The sequence below is a fragment of the Micromonospora sp. NPDC018662 genome (assembly GCF_044391475.1).
Classification (GTDB): domain Bacteria; phylum Actinomycetota; class Actinomycetes; order Mycobacteriales; family Micromonosporaceae; genus Micromonospora.
Genome location: NZ_JBISAC010000005.1, coordinates 388508 through 406060 on the forward strand (window position 1 = coordinate 388508; position 17553 = coordinate 406060).

Sequence of the window (17553 nt, forward strand, 5' to 3'; positions counted from 1 at the left end):
GGATTCCCGGCGGCGTGAATGACCGTTCCTGTGCCGACCCGGATCCATTCACGGACGGGGTCGCGGCGGGCGGCGGGCTGGGCGTTACCCGACGCGAAGCACCGGTCGATCAGAATTGGCTGAGATCGACCTCGAACAGGAAGGGAACCGTGAGCTTCACGGCATCTGTGAAGACCTCGCCTTCGCGGTAGCGGCGGGTCGCCGGGTCGAGGACGTACGTGTAGAGGAGGGGGACACCGGTGGCGACCTGCTCGACCCGCCAGTAGAACTGGATTCCGGCCCTCGCGTACTGGTCGGCCTTGACGATCCGGTCGGTCGTCTCCGACCCCGGAGAGACCACCTCGGCCACCAGTAGCACATGCTCGGGGCGGGTCGGAGCGACGTCGATGCTCTCCGCCCGGTAGACCGTCACGTCCGGGCGACGGTTGTTCAGCGGCACGTCCTGAAGCCGGACATCGAGGTCGGTGTCCGCGTTCCATTCCGGCCCCGCAGCAGCGTCCAGGGCGTTCGCCAGAAGTCTGGCCAGGCGGGTGTGCCGCTTGGCGGCACTTGGGCGCACCAGCACCATTCCGTCCACGATTTCGATTCCGGCGCACTGCTCTTCGGTCCACGTCGCGTACTGCTCGGCGGTGACCTGTTCATGCATCCAGGCCGGCGCGACCATGGCAGCGGTCATACCCACCTCCTGATGGGCGGTCGGCCAACGACCTCAAGATATCGCAGCTTCAGCGGCAGACGGGCCTACCGGGCCGCGCCGCCACCATGGCCTCGGCCGGGTTGTTGCGGCGCAGCCCTTGATATCGATCGATCGCTATCTATAGGCTGTCGGCGTCCGCACACCCCCCATCCCCAGGAGTGTGAACCATGCGTACGCCGAAGCTGTCCCGGATCCTCGCCACCCTCGCGGCCGTGACACTCACGGCGCTGGGCGCGGTCGCCGTCAACCCGGCACCGGCCTCCGCCGCGGTCCGCAACGTCTGCTTCAACACCAGCCAGGCGGGCCCGTTCGCCAGCACCGCGGTGCAGGCGGCGTCGATCTGGAACAACTACACCAACAACATCAACATGGCCCAGTGCGGGTCGAACCTGATGATCTACTACACCTACGGCGGCGGGTCGTACGCCCAGCGCACCAGCCTCGGCAACGGTCGCGTGGTCATCGACTACAACCAGGCCCAGCAGTACTCGCCGCTGCGCATCATGACGCACGAGATCGGCCACATCCTCGGCCTGCCGGACAACTACAACGGCAACTGCGCCATCCTCATGTCCGGCGGCAGCGCCGGCACGAGCTGCACCAACCCGTACCCCAGCTCCGCCGAGGCCGCCCGGGTCGACTCGCTGTTCGGCTTCGCGGCCCGCAGCGCGACGCCCGCCCAGGTCTTCAGCGGCAGCTGGCCGGCCGCCGCGACGGTGGGCGCCCAGGGCTGACGACGCTCCGGTGACGGGGTCGGCGGGTCACCGCCGGCCCCGTCCGCGCGTCCGCGCCGGTCCCGTCCCCGAGGTCGCGCGCGCCGCCTGTCCCGACGTCCCACCGGGAGCCTCGTCCGCCAGCTCCGCCGCTCGTCGGCTCAGCTCCGCCACCCGTTCCCGTAGCCGGCCCACCGCATCCCCCGGCTCCGACCCGGACACCTCGTCGAGCAGCCCGACGTAGTCGGCGGCCAACCGCCGGTACGCCGACCCGCCCGGCCCGCCGGCCCGTTCGAGGTCGATGATCTGCTGGGCGAGCACGGCGGTGGCGGCGCCCAGCGCGGCCCGTTCGTCGGCGCGTGCGTCCCGCCCGGCCCGCCGCGCGTCGGCCAGCCGGCCGGCCCGCCGGCCCCCGAACCAGAGCACCGCCGCGCCGGCCACCACGCCGCCGAGCGCGCCGCCGGCCAGCAGGTAGCGGGGCAGCGACGGGCTGATGGTACGACCGCCGTCCGGCACCAGGCCGGTGCGGACCAGCCGGTCGTAGTTGAGCACGATCACCTTCAGCGCCTCGATCGGCCGGTCCACGAACGCGTCCGCGCCCTGGCCGATCACGCTCTCCACCACCACGGAACGTCCGATGTCGCGCGGACTGTCGCCGCCGAGGCGGGAACAGCCGTACGTGTCCCAGTCGTCGCCGTCCCGACTCATCGCCAGCACCAGCGTGCCCGGCGTGGCCCGCTCGGTGTCGTCGCACGCCCCGGCCAGGTCGCTGCCGGGCCGCATCATCAGCACCACCAGCCGACGGTTGCCGATGACCCGTTCGGCGGCGGCCCGGTCGAGGTCCACGCCGGGCGCCGCGTAGACCGACGAGGCGCGTACCTGCCGGGCGGCCGGGCCGTCGAACAGGCCGCCGGTCCACAGCGCCCAGCCGGCCAGCACCAGGCACGCCAGCACCGCCCGGCCGAACGCGGTCCCGACCAGCCGGCCCAGCATCCGGCGCGCGGTGCCCACCCACCGGCGCTCGGTGCCGGCCCGCCGACGCGCGGTCCCGGCCCGCCGACGCGCGGTCCCGGCCCGCCGGCGCTCGGTGCCGGTCACGACAGCCTCCCGCGCAGGTAGACGTCCGGCCGGTAGCCGGGCATCCGCACGCCCCGGGCCACGCCGTCCAGCTCGGCCGCCGCGTCCGCCAGCAGCCCGCGTACGTGCCGGTCGGGCAGCCCGTCGTCGAGCGCGTACCGGGCGGCGCGCAGTCGACCGACACCGCGCACCAGCGCCGGGTCGCTGCGCGCGTCGGTGAGCAGGGACAGCTCCACGGCCAGCGCGGAGAGCCCGGCCAGCCGCGCCGGCGTGCCGCCCGGCCCGACGTCGTCCGGCCGGCCCCGGCCGGCGCCGCGCACGGTCCGGATCGACAGCACCACGAACCCGGCCACGCAGCCGGCGAAGAGCCACGGCAGCGCCGGCAACGCCACCCGCAGCGGATCGAACGGCCGGTACGGCAGCGGCCTGTCGAACAGCCCCGCGTACCGCACGTCGGTGACCCGGGCCAGGTACGCGCCGAGCACGTTGACCTGTGGGTAGGCGTAGCGGCTGAGCCGGCCGCCGTACTGCGCGTAGAAGCTGGCGCCGGCCACCTCGGCGAAGTCCGCCGCGCCCGGACCGTGGTACTCGATCCAGCCGCCGTACATCACCACCACCGGCCGGTCCGGGGCGAGCCGGTGCAGCGCCGGCCCGTACGCCGGCAGTGGCGCCCCGTACGGCTGGGCCGGCAGCACGACGAACCAGGCCCCGTCCGGGAACGCGTCCGTCGCGGCGTTCGCCGGCAGCCCGCGCAGCGTGGCGCCGGGGCCGATCCACCGGCCGGTGGCGCGCAGCGCGGCGGTCACCGGGGCCAGCTCGGCGGCGGTCGGCTCCCGCCAGCGCAGGTCGTCGCGGTCCGGTGGGGACGGCTGCTTGCGGAGCCCGGCGAGCAGCGCCAGCACCTGCCCGGTGACGTCGCCGGTGGCGAACTGCGCCCGCCAGCCCGGCAGGTCGTCCGCCGTGGCCAGGTAGAGACCACCGCTGACCTCGGTGCCGACGATCCGGATCGCGGCGTTCTGCACGTCCTTGACCCGCTTGCGTTCCGCCTCGTCCAGCCCTGGCGGGGCGACCAGGATCCGGGTGTCGTCACCGCCGATGGCCGCGCGGACCCGCGACTCGTCCCAGCGCGCGACCGCGCCGGGCAGGCGCACCACCGGGTCGGCCGCGACCAGCGCGGTCATCTCCTCGACCGAGGGGACGGTGGCGTCGCTCAACTCCCCGGCCGAGCCCTCCTCGGGCAGCGCGGCGGACGACGGCGAACGCCCGTAGCTGACGTCGACGCTCTGCCGCTGCGCCACCAGGAACACCGCCAGCACCGCCGCCGCCACGGCCAGCAGTGACCAGCGCAGCAGCTCCCGGCGTACCCTCATCGGCCGGCCCGCCACAGCGCGTCGGCGCGACGCGCGTGCGCGGTCGCCTCGCGGGCCGCGTCCGCGCCGCCGTCGCGCGCGGCGGCGAGCAGCTCGGCGCGGGCCAGCAGCCGCTCCGCCTCGGGCACCGGCGTGCTGGTCGCGTCCCGGCTGACGGTGGCGTCGTGGATCGCCGCCCGCGCCGACGACCAGGCGACCCGCCGGGCCCGGTCGCGCTCGCGGCGGCGGGGCAGCGCCGTGGCGAGGAACCCGGCGACCACCGCCACCACGGCCCCGCCCAGCCAGGGCAGCACGCTCACGGTCATGATCCCTGTCTAACGCACCGCCGCCAGCCGCGCGCGTCGAGGTGCGGCCCGCCGGCTACGACGACGAGTACCCCTCCTGGAAGCCGTCCATGAACGCCCCGGCGAACCCCGAGACCACGCACCCGGCACAGCACAGGATCACCAGCAGCGCCGGCACCGCGACCCAGAGGACCGTCGTCCAGTTGATCCCGTCCTCCTCCGGCTGCGGCGGGTAGTACGCGGCATACGGCGGCGGCTGCTGCTGGTACGGGTCCGGCTGGTACGGGTCGTGAGGATGCATCCGGACATCGTGCCCACCGCCCGCCGCCGCCGGAAGATCCAAACGGACTGCCCCGTCGGTGTTTCAGGCCCGGTGCGCGTCCAGGTGGGTGAGCACGGTCTGGTTGGCCTCCCACCCGTCCGGGAACTTCACCGGCACGTCCAGGTGCACCCGCTCGGTCGACGGGTACGCGTCGAGCAGCTCACCGATGCCGGCCCGGGCCACCATTACGCAGGCGTGCCGGTGTCGGGACGCCAGCACGCACAGCCGCCCCGACTCCAGGTGGAACGCGGTCGCGTCACGCCGGCCGGAGAGCGGGTGCAGCACGATCGTCACGTCGTACTCCCGGCCCTGGAGCCGGTTGGCGGTGTCCACCGTGACGCCCGCGCCGGCCGCGCCCAGCCGGGCCCGGATGGCCGCGACCTGGTCGCGGTGCGCGGCCCCGACGGCGATCCGGTCCGCGGTCACCGGCGCGCCGCCGGGCGCGGCCTCGCTGACCGCTACCGCGCCGCGCCGCAACACCCGCAGCGCCAGCTCCGCGCAGGCCGCGGCGGCCTCGGCATCGGTACGCACGGTGTGCCGCGCCGGCAGCTCGTGCAACGCCCAGCCGGTGGCGGCGGCCAGCTCGACCGAGGCGTCGTAGCCGTCACCCGGACCGGCCGCGGTGAACGTCAACGCCCGGTCGGCCGGCCCGGTGCCGGCGCGGAACCCGGTGAACGGGTAGAACGCCGCGGACACCACCGGCGCGGCGGAGGCGGGCAGCCGCCACGACACCGGCAGCCGGTGCACCGGCAGCTCCGGGTTGTGGCGCAGCAGCGTGGCCACCGCCGACTGCATCGGATCCCAGGTCAGGCCGGTCCAGCGGGCGGTCTCGACGGCGGAGAACGGGTCGAGCTGCCCGGGGTCGCCGACGAACAGCGCCCGCTCGAACCGCCCGGCCACGCGCAGCAGCGCGTCCGCCCGCATCTGGTACGCCTCGTCCACGATCGCCCACGGCCAGGAGCCCTCGGGCACGGTCGCCCACTTGGCCGCCGTACCGATGGTGACGGCCGGCCCGCCGAGGTCGGCGACCTTCGCCGCGACCCGGACCGTCCCGTGCCCGGTCACCCGCTCGGTCGGCCGGTAGTCGGTCGCGGAGAGCCGGCCGATCCGCAGCTCGGGGGCCCGGCGGGCGAGCCGGTCGATGAGGTCGTCCACCTGCTCGTTGGTCTGCGCCACGATCATCAGCGGGTCCCCGGTGACGGCCAGCTCGGCGGCCGCGCGCACGACGAGCGTGCTCTTGCCGGCGCCCGGCGGCGAGTCGACGACGACGCCCCGGTGCGCGCCCTCGCGCACATCGCGCAGCACACTCTCGATGACCTGCAAGGCGGGGGCCCTTCTTAACGGATTCGGTAGAGGCGGGGCCCCTTCTTAACACGTTCAACTGGTTGCCAAAGGCAACGGTGTGGCGTACGAACGACGGTGAATGTCTCTCCGGCGCACACGACGGTGACCCCGTCGGCCGGATTCCGCACACCCGACAAGGGGGGCCAATGGCACGCAGCCGGATCGCCGGTACCGCAGCCATCGCACTCGTCCTACCGTTCCTCGGCGTCCTGCCCGCCACTGCCGCGTCCGCCGCACCGGCCACGGCGAAGGCCAAGCCGGTCGTCGACGACACCCGCGAGCTGACCCGCAAGGACTTCACGCTCGACGGCAAGCCGGTCAAGACCCCGGCCCGCTACCAGAAGCGCACCCAGGCCCGGTCGAAGGCCGCCGCGGCCCCGACGCCGCCGGTCGGCACCGTCCGGCAGTGGCTCGGCATGGACGACTTCCAGGGCAGCTACTACCGCAAGGACTACACGCTGCGCGGCGTCGGCGACAACGTCGAGGTGTGGGTCGCCAACGACATCGCGTTCCCGGCCGACGACTGCCGCAACCAGATCCCCACGTCGACGCAGATCACCGACGCGCAGGTGCAGAGCTTCGTGCACGAGTTCGACACGAACATGTACCCGAAGGAGACGGTGGCGTTCAGCCGGCCGCCGGACCGCGACGGCAGCAACGCCCAGATCCCCCCGGACGCGCAGGGCAACGGCGGCGACTACACCGGCGGCGGCAACAAGACGGTCACCCTGATCGACAACGTCCGGGACGACAACTACTACGACTTCCCGGCCGCGCCGACCTACATCGCCGGCTTCTTCTCGGCGCAGCTCAACGAGCTGTTCGACCGCAACGTGATGACCGTCGACGCGTTCGACTGGCTGCACCGCACCGGCGCGAACCCGCCGAACGAGCCGACCGACGACCTGTGCACCAGCCGCCCGGCCCGCCCGTTCAGCTACGAGGGCACGTTCGCCCACGAGTGGCAGCACCTGGCGCACTACTACAGCGACCCGTTCGAGACGACCTGGATGAACGAGGGCCTGTCCGACTTCGCGCAGACGCTCACCGGGTACGTGGACACGAAGGCCACCGTCTTCGACCGGGGCGCGGACAGCCACCTCTACTGCCAGCAGGGCTTCGGCACGGTGCAGACGCCGTACAACGCGAACCCGCGCGACTGCGGCGGCCCGGAGAACTCGCTGAACCTCTGGGGCGAGAGCCCGAACCCGAACGCGGTGCTCGCCGACTACGGCAACGCGTACGCGTTCATCCAGTTCCTGTACGACCGCTACGGCAACGACATCGTGCACCGGCTGCACAACGACGCCGACCTGCAGGGGCTGGCCAGCCTGGACGCGGCGCTCAAGGCCGAGGGCGCGAAGAACATGTACCAGGTGATCCACGACTACCAGACCATGACGCTGGTCGACAAGATCGTCGGGGAGTCGCGCAGGGGCGTCATGCTCGGCGTACCCAAGAGCCGGGTGACCACGAAGAGCCTGCGCTCCACCGTCAACCTGGCCAACCCGGCCGCGTACGCCACGCCCGGCGCGGCGCCCAACGGCGCCGACTACGTCCCGCTCGCGAAGGCCGACGGCACCGTGCTGCGCGGCCGTGACCTGCGGTCGCTGTCGTTCCAGGGCGCGAAGACGCTGCCGGCGCTGCCGCTGGCCTGGACCGTCGTCACCGACGACCCGGACCGCGCCGGCAACCCGGTGCTGTTCTCCGGCAACGCCGACAACACCGACGCCGCCGCGGTCACCCCGGTGACCGTGCCGACCGCCGACCCGACGCTGCGGTTCCTCGCCAAGTACGGCGCGGAGCTCGGCTTCGACTACGGCTACGTGGTCGTCTCCACCGACGGCGGCGCCACCTACACGGCGATCGCCGGCGACAAGACCACCGACGGCCCGCTCGGCCCGGCGCTCAACGGCACCACCAACGGGTTCGAGCCGCACAGCTTCGACCTGTCCGCGTACGCCGGCAAGAACATCCTGCTCGGCTTCCGCTACGTCAGCGACGGCGGCGTCAACGAGGGCGGCCTGCTCGTCGACGACGTCACGCTCGGCGGCACCCCGGTCAGCGACGGCAGCAGCCTGGCCGCGTTCGACTCGCCCACCGAGATCAAGCCGATCGCCGTGCACAACTGGAACGTGCGGCTCATCGGCCTGGACGAGAAGCACTCGCTCGCCTGGCAGTTCGAGTTCGACGGTAAGTCGAGCCTGACGCTCAACCGGGCGCAGCTCGCGCTGCTCGCGCTCTTCCCGAAGGTGGTCGCCGTGGTCGCCTACGACGAGCCCACCGAGCAGGTCCAGCAGTACGCCCCGTACACGCTGAAGGTCAACGGCATCACCCAGAAAGGCGGGGCCCCCTTTTAACGCATTCGGTATAGGAAGGGCCCCCTATTAACACCTCGCCCCGCCCGAGCACCCGAGACGGTGCTCGGGCGGGGCCGTTTCCGGGTAAGACTTGTGGGCATGAGTGACGCGCCGGTGCTCCACCTCGTCGTCTGCGCCGCTCCCCCGGCCCAGCGGATCGGCGAACTCGCCGAACTGCTCGCCGCCGACGGGTGGCGGGTCTGCCTCATCGCCACCCCCGTCGCGGGAAGCTGGCTCGACCGCGACGCGCTCGCCGCGCAGACCGGTCATCCGGTACGCGTGCAGTGGCGCCGCCCCGGCGACCCCGAGCCGCACCCGCCCGCCGACGCCGCCGCGGTCGTGCCGGCCACCTTCAACACGCTGAACAAGTGGGCGTCCGGGGCGAGTGACACGCTGGCCCTGGGCATCCTCAACGAGCTGCTCGGCACCGGGCTGCCGATCCACGTCTTCCCCCGGGTCAACGCCGCGCTGGCCGCGCACCCGGCGTACCTGCCGAACCTGCGACGGTTGCGGGAGGCGGGGGTGGTGGTGCACGACGGGGATGTGCTGCGTGCGCCGGACGAGATGACGCCGAGCCGGTGGGCGGCGGTGGTCGACGCGCTGCGCGCCGCCCGGCCCCGAGGCTGAGCTGCACGCCGGCGAGACTCGGCCGCCGCCGGACTGCCGGCCCGATCAGGTACGCGGATCCGCTACCTGGAGTTGGTGCCAGGCCGGCCCGCGACCGTCGTGCTCGTTGTAGCGTCAGCGGCACCACAACCGACTCGTTCACGCTGGGAGACTCGGTGATCAGGACCCGTGGCTTCGAACTGGCGCCCTGGCAGGCAGAGGCCGTCGAGGCGTGGGTCGGTGGCACTGGTGGCGCGCACCGGGGAACGCTCGAGATCGTCACCGGTGGTGGGAAGACGCTGATCGCGCTCGCCTGCGCCGCGCGCGCGGCCGAACGCGATCCCGAACTGCGGCTGGCTGTGGTTGTTCCCACCGAGGCGCTGGCCCGGCAGTGGCAGGCGGCGTTGGAGCGGTACACGAACCTGGAGCGACCCGAGATCGGCCTGCTCGGTGCCGGAGGCTCAGCTGATCTTTCCCGCTGCAGGGCGTTGGTAGCGGTGTTGAACACCGCCGCCAAGCAACTTCCCGCTGCGGCGCAGACCGCACAACCTCTGATGTTGGTGGTCGACGAGTGCCATCGAGCGGGAGCGCGAACCTTCTCCCGGGTGCTGGACACGAAGGCCGACTATCGACTCGGCCTGTCTGCTACCCCGGATCGCGAGGAACTCGATGAGTCAGGTCAGCCTCTGCGCTACGACGAGCAACTCGTCGGCCAGGGTCTCGGTCCCGTCGTGCACCGCTTCACCCTGCGCGACGCACGTGTCGCCGGCTGGCTGCCGGACTACGAGATTCATCACCATGGCATCCAACTCATCGATGAGGAACGGCGCGAGTACGACAAGATAAGCCGGCAGGTGGATGATCTCGCTGACGAACTGCGCTCGCTCGGCTTCGAGGTCGGGCGAGTGCAGCAGTTGCAGCGACGCGGGGACGAGGTGGCCGCGGTCGCCCGCAGATACATGGCCGCCGCGAGCCGGCGGAAGGATCTGCTCTACCGCGCCCTCGAACGCGGCCGGGTGGCCCACCAGATCATCGAAGAAGCTCTCCGGGCGGATACAGCCCGCCGCGTACTGATGTTTCACGAGCGGGTTGGTGAGGCAAAGGACCTGTACGAGCACCTGCGGCAGCATCTGACGGGAACATCCGTCGTGCTGGAGCATTCCCGCTTGGCCGCCCGAACACGGGTGGCGGCGTTGGACGCGTTTCGGCACGGCCAGGCGCAGATCCTGGTCTCCGTGAAGTCGCTGGTCGAAGGCATCGACGTACCGGAGGCAGACCTCGGCGTGTCGGTCGCGGCGACCTCCAGCGTTCGCCAGCGGATCCAGGCACTCGGCAGGGTGCTGCGTCGCCGCTTCGATGACTCCGCTCCGCGCAAGCACGCCGACATGCACCTCATCTACGTCGCAGGCACGGTGGACGAGCAGATCTACGCCAAGGAGGACTGGGCCGACCTCACCGGCGAGGGCGCGAACCACTACTGGCGCTGGTCTCTCGACCCGGAGAAGGCGAAGGAACGGATGCCCGGACCGCCCGCCACCCCTCGGCCGACCGAGGAGCAGGAGTGGGCGCGATTGGGCTACCGAGCGCCTGGCACACCAGTGCAGTGGCAGGGCACGTTCGGCGGCCAGGAGTACTCGGTCGACACCCTAGGAACGGTCACGAACAGCTCAGGTTCGGTGATCCGTAACCCGCAGCACGCGGCGTCGCTTGTTCAGCTGGTCCGTGGACGTCCCGGAGGGCGCTTCCGGGTAACCCCGGCCCATCGTCTCGTCCTCGTCTGGGGGGACGGCCCGGCCGGCGCCGGCCCACACGTCGCTGGACAACTCTCCGACTCGTTCGAGGCCGAACCTCGGGAGACGTCACCGACGGACGGGGGTCAGGATCCGAGCACGTTGACGCCAGGAACACCGCTTCGTGGGCAACTCGACAAGGGTGGAGGTTCCTTCCGCCTCCGGCAGAAGATGGGCGGTGTCATCGAGCGACGCCTTCCGGGCGGCGTGACCGAGTTCGCTCGGACCGACAGCGCGGCACCCGCGGATCTGGTGGCGAACGCACGGCGGGCACTGGAAGGATGGCGTCAGCTATTTGACAGAGGAATTAGCTTCTTTGTCACCAGCGACGGTCGGGCTTGGTACCTCGAAGGCGGCCAGCGGCGGTTTCTGGCCCACGTACCGGGTGGCTTTTCCTGGCCGTCCTGATGAAGTGCGATCCCACCCGTGGGCACCGATGTCGGGAAGACGGCCAATAACGAGGATGATTCCGGATCTGTTGTGGACGGTATCGGGCCGGCCGGCCTAGGCTCGCCGGACGTCCCGGCGGTACGGCAGAGACCCGTACGTCTGGCATCGATTCGACCCGCCATCTCAGGAGCGAGCGTGATCCAGCCGTACCCCGTCCTGTCACCGCCCAACAGCAACAAGGACGCCAAGTACTCGATTGTTCGCGGACACAGCGGTGATTGGGAAGTTCGACTGATCTACCGCGACAGCAACGGCGAGCACCTGAGGACCAACAACCGGCACAAGAAGCTCGTCGCCAAGGTCAACGAGATCAAGGACCTGCAGAGCCAGCGACTCGGCGGCATTTTCTACATCAACGAGTTCCGCCATGTCCTGGTGCCTCGCACGGGCGGGGGTTACTTCTTCGCCGGCACCCACCGCAAGCTGCTCGACTTCGATTTCGAAGGACGGACGCTCAGCCCGGTAGCACCACCGGGCTTGACTCCCGGCGATCCCTGGCCCGGGCCGCACATCGGGATTCGGCACGTCCTGGCCGCTGGTGGCGACGACATCTACCGCCGCGTCGGAACCAGCACGCAGGGCACCCGGCAGGAGCTTCTCTCGAGTGTCGTAGGACTGGAGGCGGCCCGGAGACTCGCCCACCGCCTGAGGAGGGTCAAGGGATACCAGGGCGGCCGGTTGTACATCAACGAGGCGAGGGAGTTCTTCACTCCGGTCGGCGAGGGGGCTCGAGGCGTCTCGTACATCTATCTCGGTGCGCTCGGCGATGAAGCATGGTTCCGCGCACCGCATGTCGGCGACCGAAACTAGAGCAGAGCGGCCGGTCAGCGGGAGCTGGGCACCTGACGGTTGAAGCGGGGACGCAGCGCCAGGACCAGCGCTTCCTTCGTACCCTCGGGGTTGTCGGTCTCCTGCCAGCGGACCTCGCACCGCCCCAGCCACCCGGCGATGTCGTCGCGGGTCGCGGCGCGGCCCGGCGTGTCGAGGAGCTGGCCGACCTGGTCGTGCAGCACCGACGAGTCGCGGTTGCCGGTGAGGTGCTGCCGCAGCCGCGCGCGCAGGTTGCCGGTGTAGCCGACGTAGGCGACCACGCCGCCGTCGAGCACCAGGTGCACGCCGGGCGCGGCGGGCGCGTCGGCGACGACATCCTTGGTGTACGCCCGGGCCGGCGTGAACCCGGCCAGCGGGTCTTCGGTGTGCGGCATCCGAGGAGGGTACCGACGTCGGGCGCTCCGCGCGGCCCCGTGTTCAGCCGTCGAGTCGGGTCGCCGGGGCGGGCGCATGCAGCACCTGGCCCAGACCGGCCATGGTGGACTGGAAGTCGACCCGGTCCGCGGCGTGGAACCGCCGGAAGAACCAGTTCGGCACGCGGGGCTGGGTGCAGCGGCTGTGGAAGAGCAGGTCCTGCACCTGGCGGGCCACGGTGAGCAGGTCGTCGGCGTTCGTCGACGGGTCACGGACGGCCGAGGTGAGGTGGCCGTGGACGATGGCCATGGCCCGGTCGCGTTCGATCGCGACCTCGTGCTGCCCGCGGTAGATCTCGACGCCGAGCAGCAGCGCGCCCAGCGACGGCACGAACCAGGCGAGCAGCAGGTGGGCCACGGTCAGGCCGGCGAGCACCCCGTAGCCGATGCCGACCGCCGTCCAGGTCGCCACGGCGGCGAGCACGGTGTACGCGTAGCGGCGGCGCAGCCGGGCGCCCCAGCCGAGGCTCTGCTGCTGGCAGGCGAGGACGTCGTACGGTGCGGGCAGTTCCGGGATCTCGTAGTAGTCACGCAGGTAGCGCTCGGTGCCCCGGAACGCGCGGTCGAGCCGGCTGATCTCGGGGGCGGTGACCCGGTCCCCGGCCGCCACCTCGTTCCAGGGCAGGCCGAACAGGTCGACGTCGAACATCTCCTGGATGGTGGCCGCGCGCCGGAGTTGCCCGCGTGACCAGGTGGCGAGCCCGAGCGCGTTGACCACGGCCCAGAGCGCGCCGAGCGCGGTGACGGCGGTGGCCGACACGCCGATGAAGGCGACCGCCGCGCCGACGCCGGCGACCGTCACGGAGACCGTGGTGCGCAGCGCGTCGAGGCGTTGGGCGCGGGAGTGGCAGACCGACATGGCTCGCAGCAGCGACATCATGGCCGGGTCGACCTGACGCCTGAGCAGGGAATCAGTCCGGTCCGTCACGTCAACCTCCCGGTCCGCCGACCCGATCTTACATCCACGCCGCTAGATGTCACTGTCCGCTTTTTGATCACATCTTAGCGTAATCACTTAACTACCAGTAAGTAGTAATTCGTCCGACCATGTGAGTTGATGGGCACTTTGACCGGAGTCCGGTACGTTGATCCGGGACTCAGTCCCGAGCACAGCCCATCCCTCATCACCAGAAAGCTCAACGACCACGATGGACGAAGGTCTCGACGACACACCGGCGTGGCTCCGGGAGGACGCGCCCGTGCTGGCGGCGCTGCAAGAATGGGCGGCCAGCAGGGGCGGCACCGCCGAGGTGCTGCCGCAGGAAGAACCACTGCGTGGATACACCGGCGCCTATCTGTTCACCATCAGTTTGCAGAGCCCCACCGGCCCGGGGCTGACCGGCGACCGCAAGAAGCTGGTCAAGGTCCATCCGGCGGGCGGGCACGGATCACCCGAGTCGGGCCGGCACGCCTTGGCGAAGGCGGAGGGAGGCGGCTTCGCCAAGCGGCACATGGTCAAGGAGCACCACGGCTGGCATCCGGTCGGCGACGGCCGTCACCTCTCCTTCCAGGACGTCGCCAACGGCGGTGACCCGGTGGTCGCCCTGGACGCGATCGAGGACGACGGCCTCCTCGTCGCGGCCTGCCGCAAGGTGGTCACCGCCCTGCCGACGGACTGGAACCGCCCGTCCGGGAACGGCGGGCCGTCCACCACCGCCACCACGGTGCGCGCGTACGTCGCGCGCGAGTTGACGGTGGCGAAGGCGCTGGGGGCGATCCGCCCGGCCGCCGACCGGCTGGGGCTCGGCGATCTGGACGGCGACTGGCTGGACGTCGACGGCAGGATGCTGCCGAATCCGTTGCGGCTGGCCGAGTCGGGCGGACTCTTCGGCGACCTCCGCATCCGCTACCTGGTCGCGCGATCGCACGGGGACCTCCACGGCGGCAACCTGCTGATCCCGGCGACCGTCGACGGCACTCCCCGCCCGACCACGTTCTTCATGATCGACCTGGAGTCGTACGAGAGCCGGGCGTCGCTGGCCCGCGACCTGGGGGCCTTTCTGGTGTCCATGGTCCTGCGGTGGGTGACGCCGCGACCCGGCCCGGACGGGGCGTGGCCGCCCGGCCTGCCGCCCCGGCAGGCGGAGGCGCTCCGACGCTATCTGGTCGAGCCGGACAAGCCCGCGCCGAGCCAACTGCCGAAGGCGCTGGCCGACATCGTTCGGCTCACGCACGAGGTCGGGATGGCGTACGCAGACAACGGCAACTGGCGTCCGGAGTGGCGTACGCAGTTCCGGCTGTCGCTGGTCGTGCACGCGCTCGCCGCCACCACCTACGACAACGTGAGTCCGGACGGCGCCCGGTGGTGCTTCTGCCTGGCTGCGCATCTGCTGGAGGCGCACCGCGCGGAGCACCACCGCGAGGTGACACCGCCGGCCGCCGGCGTCGGCGGGCCGCCGCCCTGGCCATTGGACATCGCCCGACCGCGGGTCAACGCGCCCGACCTGTACCTCCTTCCCGGCGACGGGCATGATCCGGGCGCGTCGGGGCGGCACCGGGCGACGCCGGCTCAGCCCCGCAACGCGAGCCCCACCCTGGATCCAGCCCCGGCCGAACGGTCGCCCGACTCCCGCAACCGGAATGCCGCGGCCAACCGGATCGACGGGAGGCGGCGCGCCCGTGTCGGGCGGTGGGTACCGGCCGGCAAGGATGGCCGGCGTCGGTTCCGGGGCCCGCTGACTCTCGTCGTGCTCGGCCTCAGCCTCGTGCCACTGCTGGCGGCGGAAGGCGCGTCGAACCGGAACGCCCAGCCGCCGTTCACGGTGCCACCGGCCAACCGGACCGAGACGCCGCCGACCAGCCGTGACGACGACCGTGCGGGTACGCCGTTCGAGCCGGTGGGCCCGGGCGTGCAGCTCGACCGGATCGCCGCCCGGGTGGCGCAGCGGTCGGAGCCGCCGAGCCGGGGCCGGTACGCCCACATCTGCCTGCGTGTGTGGTCACCGAAGGACCTCAAGCCGCACTCGGACCGGCCGGACCGGTTCCGCGAGGAGCGGCTCTGGTGGACCATGGAGGGCACCGGTAGGCGCACCGTCCAGGCCGTCGAGCACGGCCGGCGGGCCCGGGCGAAGGTCTCCCCGCTCGGCCCGAGCGACCTGACCGACGTGCCGCCGGCACCGTCGGAGGATCCGGCCGAGCTGCGCGCGCAGGTCGCCAGCCTGCTGGACGCGAGGCCGCCGGAGCTGCGCAACGCGGCCGGCCTGCTGGAACTGGTCGCCGAGTTCCACCGGTTCTGGCCGCTCTCGGTGCCGCAGCGGGTGACGTTGCTGCGGTTGCTCGCCAGGACCGAGGGCGTCATCGACAGTGGCAGCTACCCCGACCGCGGCGGCCGGGACGGGTACGCGATCAGCGCCGACAACGGCGAAGGTCAACGCGAGACGTTGCAGTTCGACGAGCGGACCGGCCGGCTGCTCAGCCACGAGAAGATCGGCGCCGGCAACGAGACGCTCGCCTCCTATCTGTTCCTCGACAGCGGGCGAACCTCGACCATCGTCGACCGGCCGTGCGCCGATCCGAAGCCGACTAACAAGGACGGTTGACGTAGTTGGCCCAGTCCCGATAGGGCGCGGCGTCGGCACGAACCCGGTTGCCGGCGCCGACGCTGAACAACGCGGTGGTGCCGTAGTAGAACGTGACCGATCCGCTGGAGATGTTGTAGTGCGCGGACGCCACCCGGAACTGCCACTGCCACGTCGCGAGGTTCTGCCGGCCACAGTCGGAGAGCTTGCCCCGGGGATAGCCGAAGTTGGGCCGGTCGTAGAAGCAGTACCACCCATAGGGGCAGTCGGCCAGCGCGTAGGTGCCGACGGGTGCGCGCAGCGTGACCAGCACCGCGCCGTCGCCGTAGCTGATCTCGTTGGCGCTCATCGGAACCCCACCCGGGTGGGCCGCCAGGTAGTCGGTCATCTCCCGGTTCGCCGCCGCGATCCCCGGCGCGGGCCCGGCCGCGCTGATCAGGAACCCGCCGAGGACGGCGGCCACCACCATTCGGTACGCACGCGAAAACGCCATTTCACACCCCCGCTGGACATTGATAATCCCCTCTGTCCAACCAGAATAGGAAGGCATCTTCCCTGATCACCAGGGGTAGCGCCGGGCGCACCCTGTCGCCATGCCGATATTTTCGCCACCACTGCGTGGAATTTCCAGCGTCGATTCTTTCCGACTGCCAATTGCGGACTGCACATTCGGCACGTCGATTTTCGATGTTCACCATGCGGCGGTCACCGCTGTCCGAGCGTGGGCAGGTGCAGGCGGTCGGCGGGCACCCCGGCGATGGGCAGCCAGCGGCGGGCGGCGGCGAGCATCGCGGGCGGCCCGCACACGTACACGTGCTGACCTGGCCGGTGGTGGTGGATCGCCAGGCCGATCGCGGTGCCCTGCTCGGCCGGCTCGGCCTCCGGGTCGTCGGAGAACACCGGCACGATGGTCAGCCAGTCGTGGGCCTGTTGCAGCTTGTCCAACGCGATCGCGTCGTACAGGTCGGCGAACGTGCGCGCGCCGACGACCAGCGTGACCCGCCGGCCGGCGGGCGCCTCGGCGACCTGCTCGACCAGGGCGCGCAGCGGCGCCAACCCGGTGCCGCCGGCCACCAGCAGCAGATCGTCGGCACCGCCGGCCAGCTCCAGCCCGGAATCGGCGGACGGGCCGAGGTAGAGCAGCTCGCCGGGGCGTATCTCGTGGACCAGGCTGCCGGAGACGCAGCCGACGGCACGGACGTGGAACTCGACGGTGCCGTCCGCGCGCGGCGCGTTGGCCGGCGACAACCACCGCCACCGCCCCGGCCGGCGGGGCGTGCACACCGGCACCGCCTGCCCGGCCCGGAACGGCAGACGCGGCGAGGGCCGTACCGTCAGCACGGCGATCGTGTCGACGTCGCGCTCGTGGCCGATCACCTCGGCCGGCCACCAGGCCGGGCCGTCGCCCACCCGCGCGGCGGTCCGCTCCACCAGCCGCCAGACCCGCCGCCGGCGCACGTCGCGCGAGGCCAGCAGCGCGGCGCCGATCGGCGCCGCGTGCCAGGGCCGCCACCCCAAGCCGCGGTACGCGGACCCGAGCACCCGCAGCGACGCCAGGCGCCCGGCCCGGTCGCCGCCGCCGTCCAGCAGCCGAAGCAGGGAGGTGTGCAGCAGTGCCTCGTCGGTCACGTGTGGCTTCGGCTCCTCGTCGGTGGTCGGGGTGGGGAGGTCGGTGGGTGCGGCTGACATTGGCGGGCGCCTCCGGGTCGGGTGTCGTGGACGGGGCGCCGGGGCGGGCGGGGTCGGCGGGCAGCCACGAATCGGGGGACGCGGCACCG

16 protein-coding genes are annotated in these 17553 nt (G+C 71.8%); 6 read left to right on the forward strand and 10 right to left on the reverse strand.

Annotated features, from left to right (window positions below; translation table 11 throughout):
- Positions 1–109: 109 nt before the first annotated feature.
- The gene (locus ACH495_RS18360; protein ID WP_396858905.1) at positions 110–676 is read right to left on the reverse strand and encodes a Uma2 family endonuclease; all 567 of its coding nucleotides are present in this window, start codon (positions 674–676) and stop codon (positions 110–112) included.
- 188 nt (positions 677–864) lie between these two features.
- Here ACH495_RS18360 and ACH495_RS18365 point away from each other — a divergent pair, with 188 nt between their 5' ends.
- On the forward strand, positions 865–1431 hold the full coding sequence (locus ACH495_RS18365; RefSeq protein WP_396858906.1) for a snapalysin family zinc-dependent metalloprotease: 567 nt from the start codon (positions 865–867) through the stop codon (positions 1429–1431).
- Positions 1432–1458: 27 nt separating this feature from the next.
- Here the strand turns inward: ACH495_RS18365 and ACH495_RS18370 are convergent, their stop codons facing one another.
- From ACH495_RS18370 to ACH495_RS18390, 5 genes are all read right to left on the reverse strand, one after another.
- Positions 1459–2508 carry a hypothetical protein gene (locus ACH495_RS18370; RefSeq protein ID WP_396858907.1) on the reverse strand — a complete coding sequence of 350 codons (1050 nt, stop codon included), beginning with the start codon at positions 2506–2508 and terminating at the stop codon, positions 1459–1461.
- Positions 2505–3857, reverse strand: a complete 1353-nt coding sequence (locus tag ACH495_RS18375; RefSeq protein ID WP_396858908.1) for a hypothetical protein — start codon at positions 3855–3857, stop codon at positions 2505–2507. The genes ACH495_RS18370 and ACH495_RS18375 overlap by 4 nt, the downstream gene beginning before the upstream one ends.
- The gene (locus ACH495_RS18380) at positions 3854–4162 is read right to left on the reverse strand and encodes a DUF6403 family protein (RefSeq protein WP_396858909.1); all 309 of its coding nucleotides are present in this window, start codon (positions 4160–4162) and stop codon (positions 3854–3856) included. Before ACH495_RS18380 ends, ACH495_RS18375 begins: the two co-directional genes overlap by 4 nt.
- 55 nt (positions 4163–4217) lie before the next feature.
- Positions 4218–4442: a hypothetical protein gene (locus ACH495_RS18385; RefSeq protein ID WP_396858910.1), complete on the reverse strand. Its 225-nt coding sequence runs from the start codon at positions 4440–4442 to the stop codon at positions 4218–4220.
- A 63-nt stretch (positions 4443–4505) separates the two neighbouring features.
- Positions 4506–5786: an AAA family ATPase gene (locus ACH495_RS18390; RefSeq protein ID WP_396858911.1), complete on the reverse strand. Its 1281-nt coding sequence runs from the start codon at positions 5784–5786 to the stop codon at positions 4506–4508.
- A 167-nt stretch (positions 5787–5953) separates the two neighbouring features.
- On the opposite strand from ACH495_RS18390, the gene ACH495_RS18395 reads away from it, so the two are divergent.
- From ACH495_RS18395 to ACH495_RS18410, 4 genes are all read left to right on the forward strand, one after another.
- Entirely contained in the window at positions 5954–8167 is a 2214-nt protein-coding gene (locus ACH495_RS18395; protein WP_396858912.1) for a choice-of-anchor J domain-containing protein, read from the forward strand.
- Positions 8168–8266: 99 nt separating this feature from the next.
- Positions 8267–8794 (forward strand): flavoprotein, encoded by a 528-nt coding sequence (locus tag ACH495_RS18400; RefSeq protein WP_396858913.1) that lies wholly within the window; start codon positions 8267–8269, stop codon positions 8792–8794.
- Between the two features lie 155 nt (positions 8795–8949).
- A complete protein-coding gene (locus tag ACH495_RS18405) occupies positions 8950–10971 on the forward strand; it encodes a DEAD/DEAH box helicase (RefSeq protein WP_396858914.1) in 2022 nt (673 codons plus the stop codon).
- Between the two features lie 177 nt (positions 10972–11148).
- Positions 11149–11823 (forward strand): hypothetical protein, encoded by a 675-nt coding sequence (locus tag ACH495_RS18410; RefSeq protein WP_396858915.1) that lies wholly within the window; start codon positions 11149–11151, stop codon positions 11821–11823.
- 14 nt (positions 11824–11837) lie between these two features.
- On the opposite strand, the gene ACH495_RS18415 is transcribed toward ACH495_RS18410, so the two are convergent.
- Both ACH495_RS18415 and ACH495_RS18420 read right to left on the reverse strand, forming a co-directional pair.
- A complete protein-coding gene (locus tag ACH495_RS18415; protein ID WP_396858916.1) occupies positions 11838–12218 on the reverse strand; it encodes a hypothetical protein in 381 nt (126 codons plus the stop codon).
- Positions 12219–12261: 43 nt separating this feature from the next.
- Positions 12262–13185, reverse strand: a complete 924-nt coding sequence (locus ACH495_RS18420; protein ID WP_396858917.1) for an S-4TM family putative pore-forming effector — start codon at positions 13183–13185, stop codon at positions 12262–12264.
- Positions 13186–13405: 220 nt separating this feature from the next.
- On the opposite strand from ACH495_RS18420, the gene ACH495_RS18425 reads away from it, so the two are divergent.
- Entirely contained in the window at positions 13406–15796 is a 2391-nt protein-coding gene (locus tag ACH495_RS18425; RefSeq protein ID WP_396858918.1) for a hypothetical protein, read from the forward strand.
- On the opposite strand, the gene ACH495_RS18430 is transcribed toward ACH495_RS18425, so the two are convergent.
- Both ACH495_RS18430 and ACH495_RS18435 read right to left on the reverse strand, forming a co-directional pair.
- Complete coding sequence (locus ACH495_RS18430; RefSeq protein ID WP_396858919.1) at positions 15780–16268, reverse strand: hypothetical protein; 489 nt, start codon at positions 16266–16268, stop codon at positions 15780–15782. The genes ACH495_RS18425 and ACH495_RS18430 overlap by 17 nt on opposite strands.
- A gap of 212 nt (positions 16269–16480) precedes the next feature.
- Positions 16481–17464, reverse strand: a complete 984-nt coding sequence (locus tag ACH495_RS18435) for an oxidoreductase (protein WP_396858920.1) — start codon at positions 17462–17464, stop codon at positions 16481–16483.
- Positions 17465–17553: the final 89 nt, after the last annotated feature.

What these genes read in the sequence shown, in the direction of transcription:
- ACH495_RS18425 (WP_396858918.1), top strand. Translation starts at nt 13,406, where the DNA reads ATGGACGAAGGTCTCGACGACACACCGGCGTGGCTCCGGGAGGACGCG.
- ACH495_RS18415 (WP_396858916.1), bottom strand. Translation starts at nt 12,218, where the DNA reads ATGCCGCACACCGAAGACCCGCTGGCCGGGTTCACGCCGGCCCGGGCG.
- ACH495_RS18430 (WP_396858919.1), bottom strand. Translation starts at nt 16,268, where the DNA reads ATGGCGTTTTCGCGTGCGTACCGAATGGTGGTGGCCGCCGTCCTCGGC.
- ACH495_RS18385 (WP_396858910.1), bottom strand. Translation starts at nt 4,442, where the DNA reads ATGCATCCTCACGACCCGTACCAGCCGGACCCGTACCAGCAGCAGCCG.
- ACH495_RS18365 (WP_396858906.1), top strand. Translation starts at nt 865, where the DNA reads ATGCGTACGCCGAAGCTGTCCCGGATCCTCGCCACCCTCGCGGCCGTG.
- ACH495_RS18395 (WP_396858912.1), top strand. Translation starts at nt 5,954, where the DNA reads ATGGCACGCAGCCGGATCGCCGGTACCGCAGCCATCGCACTCGTCCTA.
- ACH495_RS18360 (WP_396858905.1), bottom strand. Translation starts at nt 676, where the DNA reads ATGACCGCTGCCATGGTCGCGCCGGCCTGGATGCATGAACAGGTCACC.
- ACH495_RS18380 (WP_396858909.1), bottom strand. Translation starts at nt 4,162, where the DNA reads ATGACCGTGAGCGTGCTGCCCTGGCTGGGCGGGGCCGTGGTGGCGGTG.
- ACH495_RS18400 (WP_396858913.1), top strand. Translation starts at nt 8,267, where the DNA reads ATGAGTGACGCGCCGGTGCTCCACCTCGTCGTCTGCGCCGCTCCCCCG.
- ACH495_RS18435 (WP_396858920.1), bottom strand. Translation starts at nt 17,464, where the DNA reads ATGTCAGCCGCACCCACCGACCTCCCCACCCCGACCACCGACGAGGAG.
- ACH495_RS18375 (WP_396858908.1), bottom strand. Translation starts at nt 3,857, where the DNA reads ATGAGGGTACGCCGGGAGCTGCTGCGCTGGTCACTGCTGGCCGTGGCG.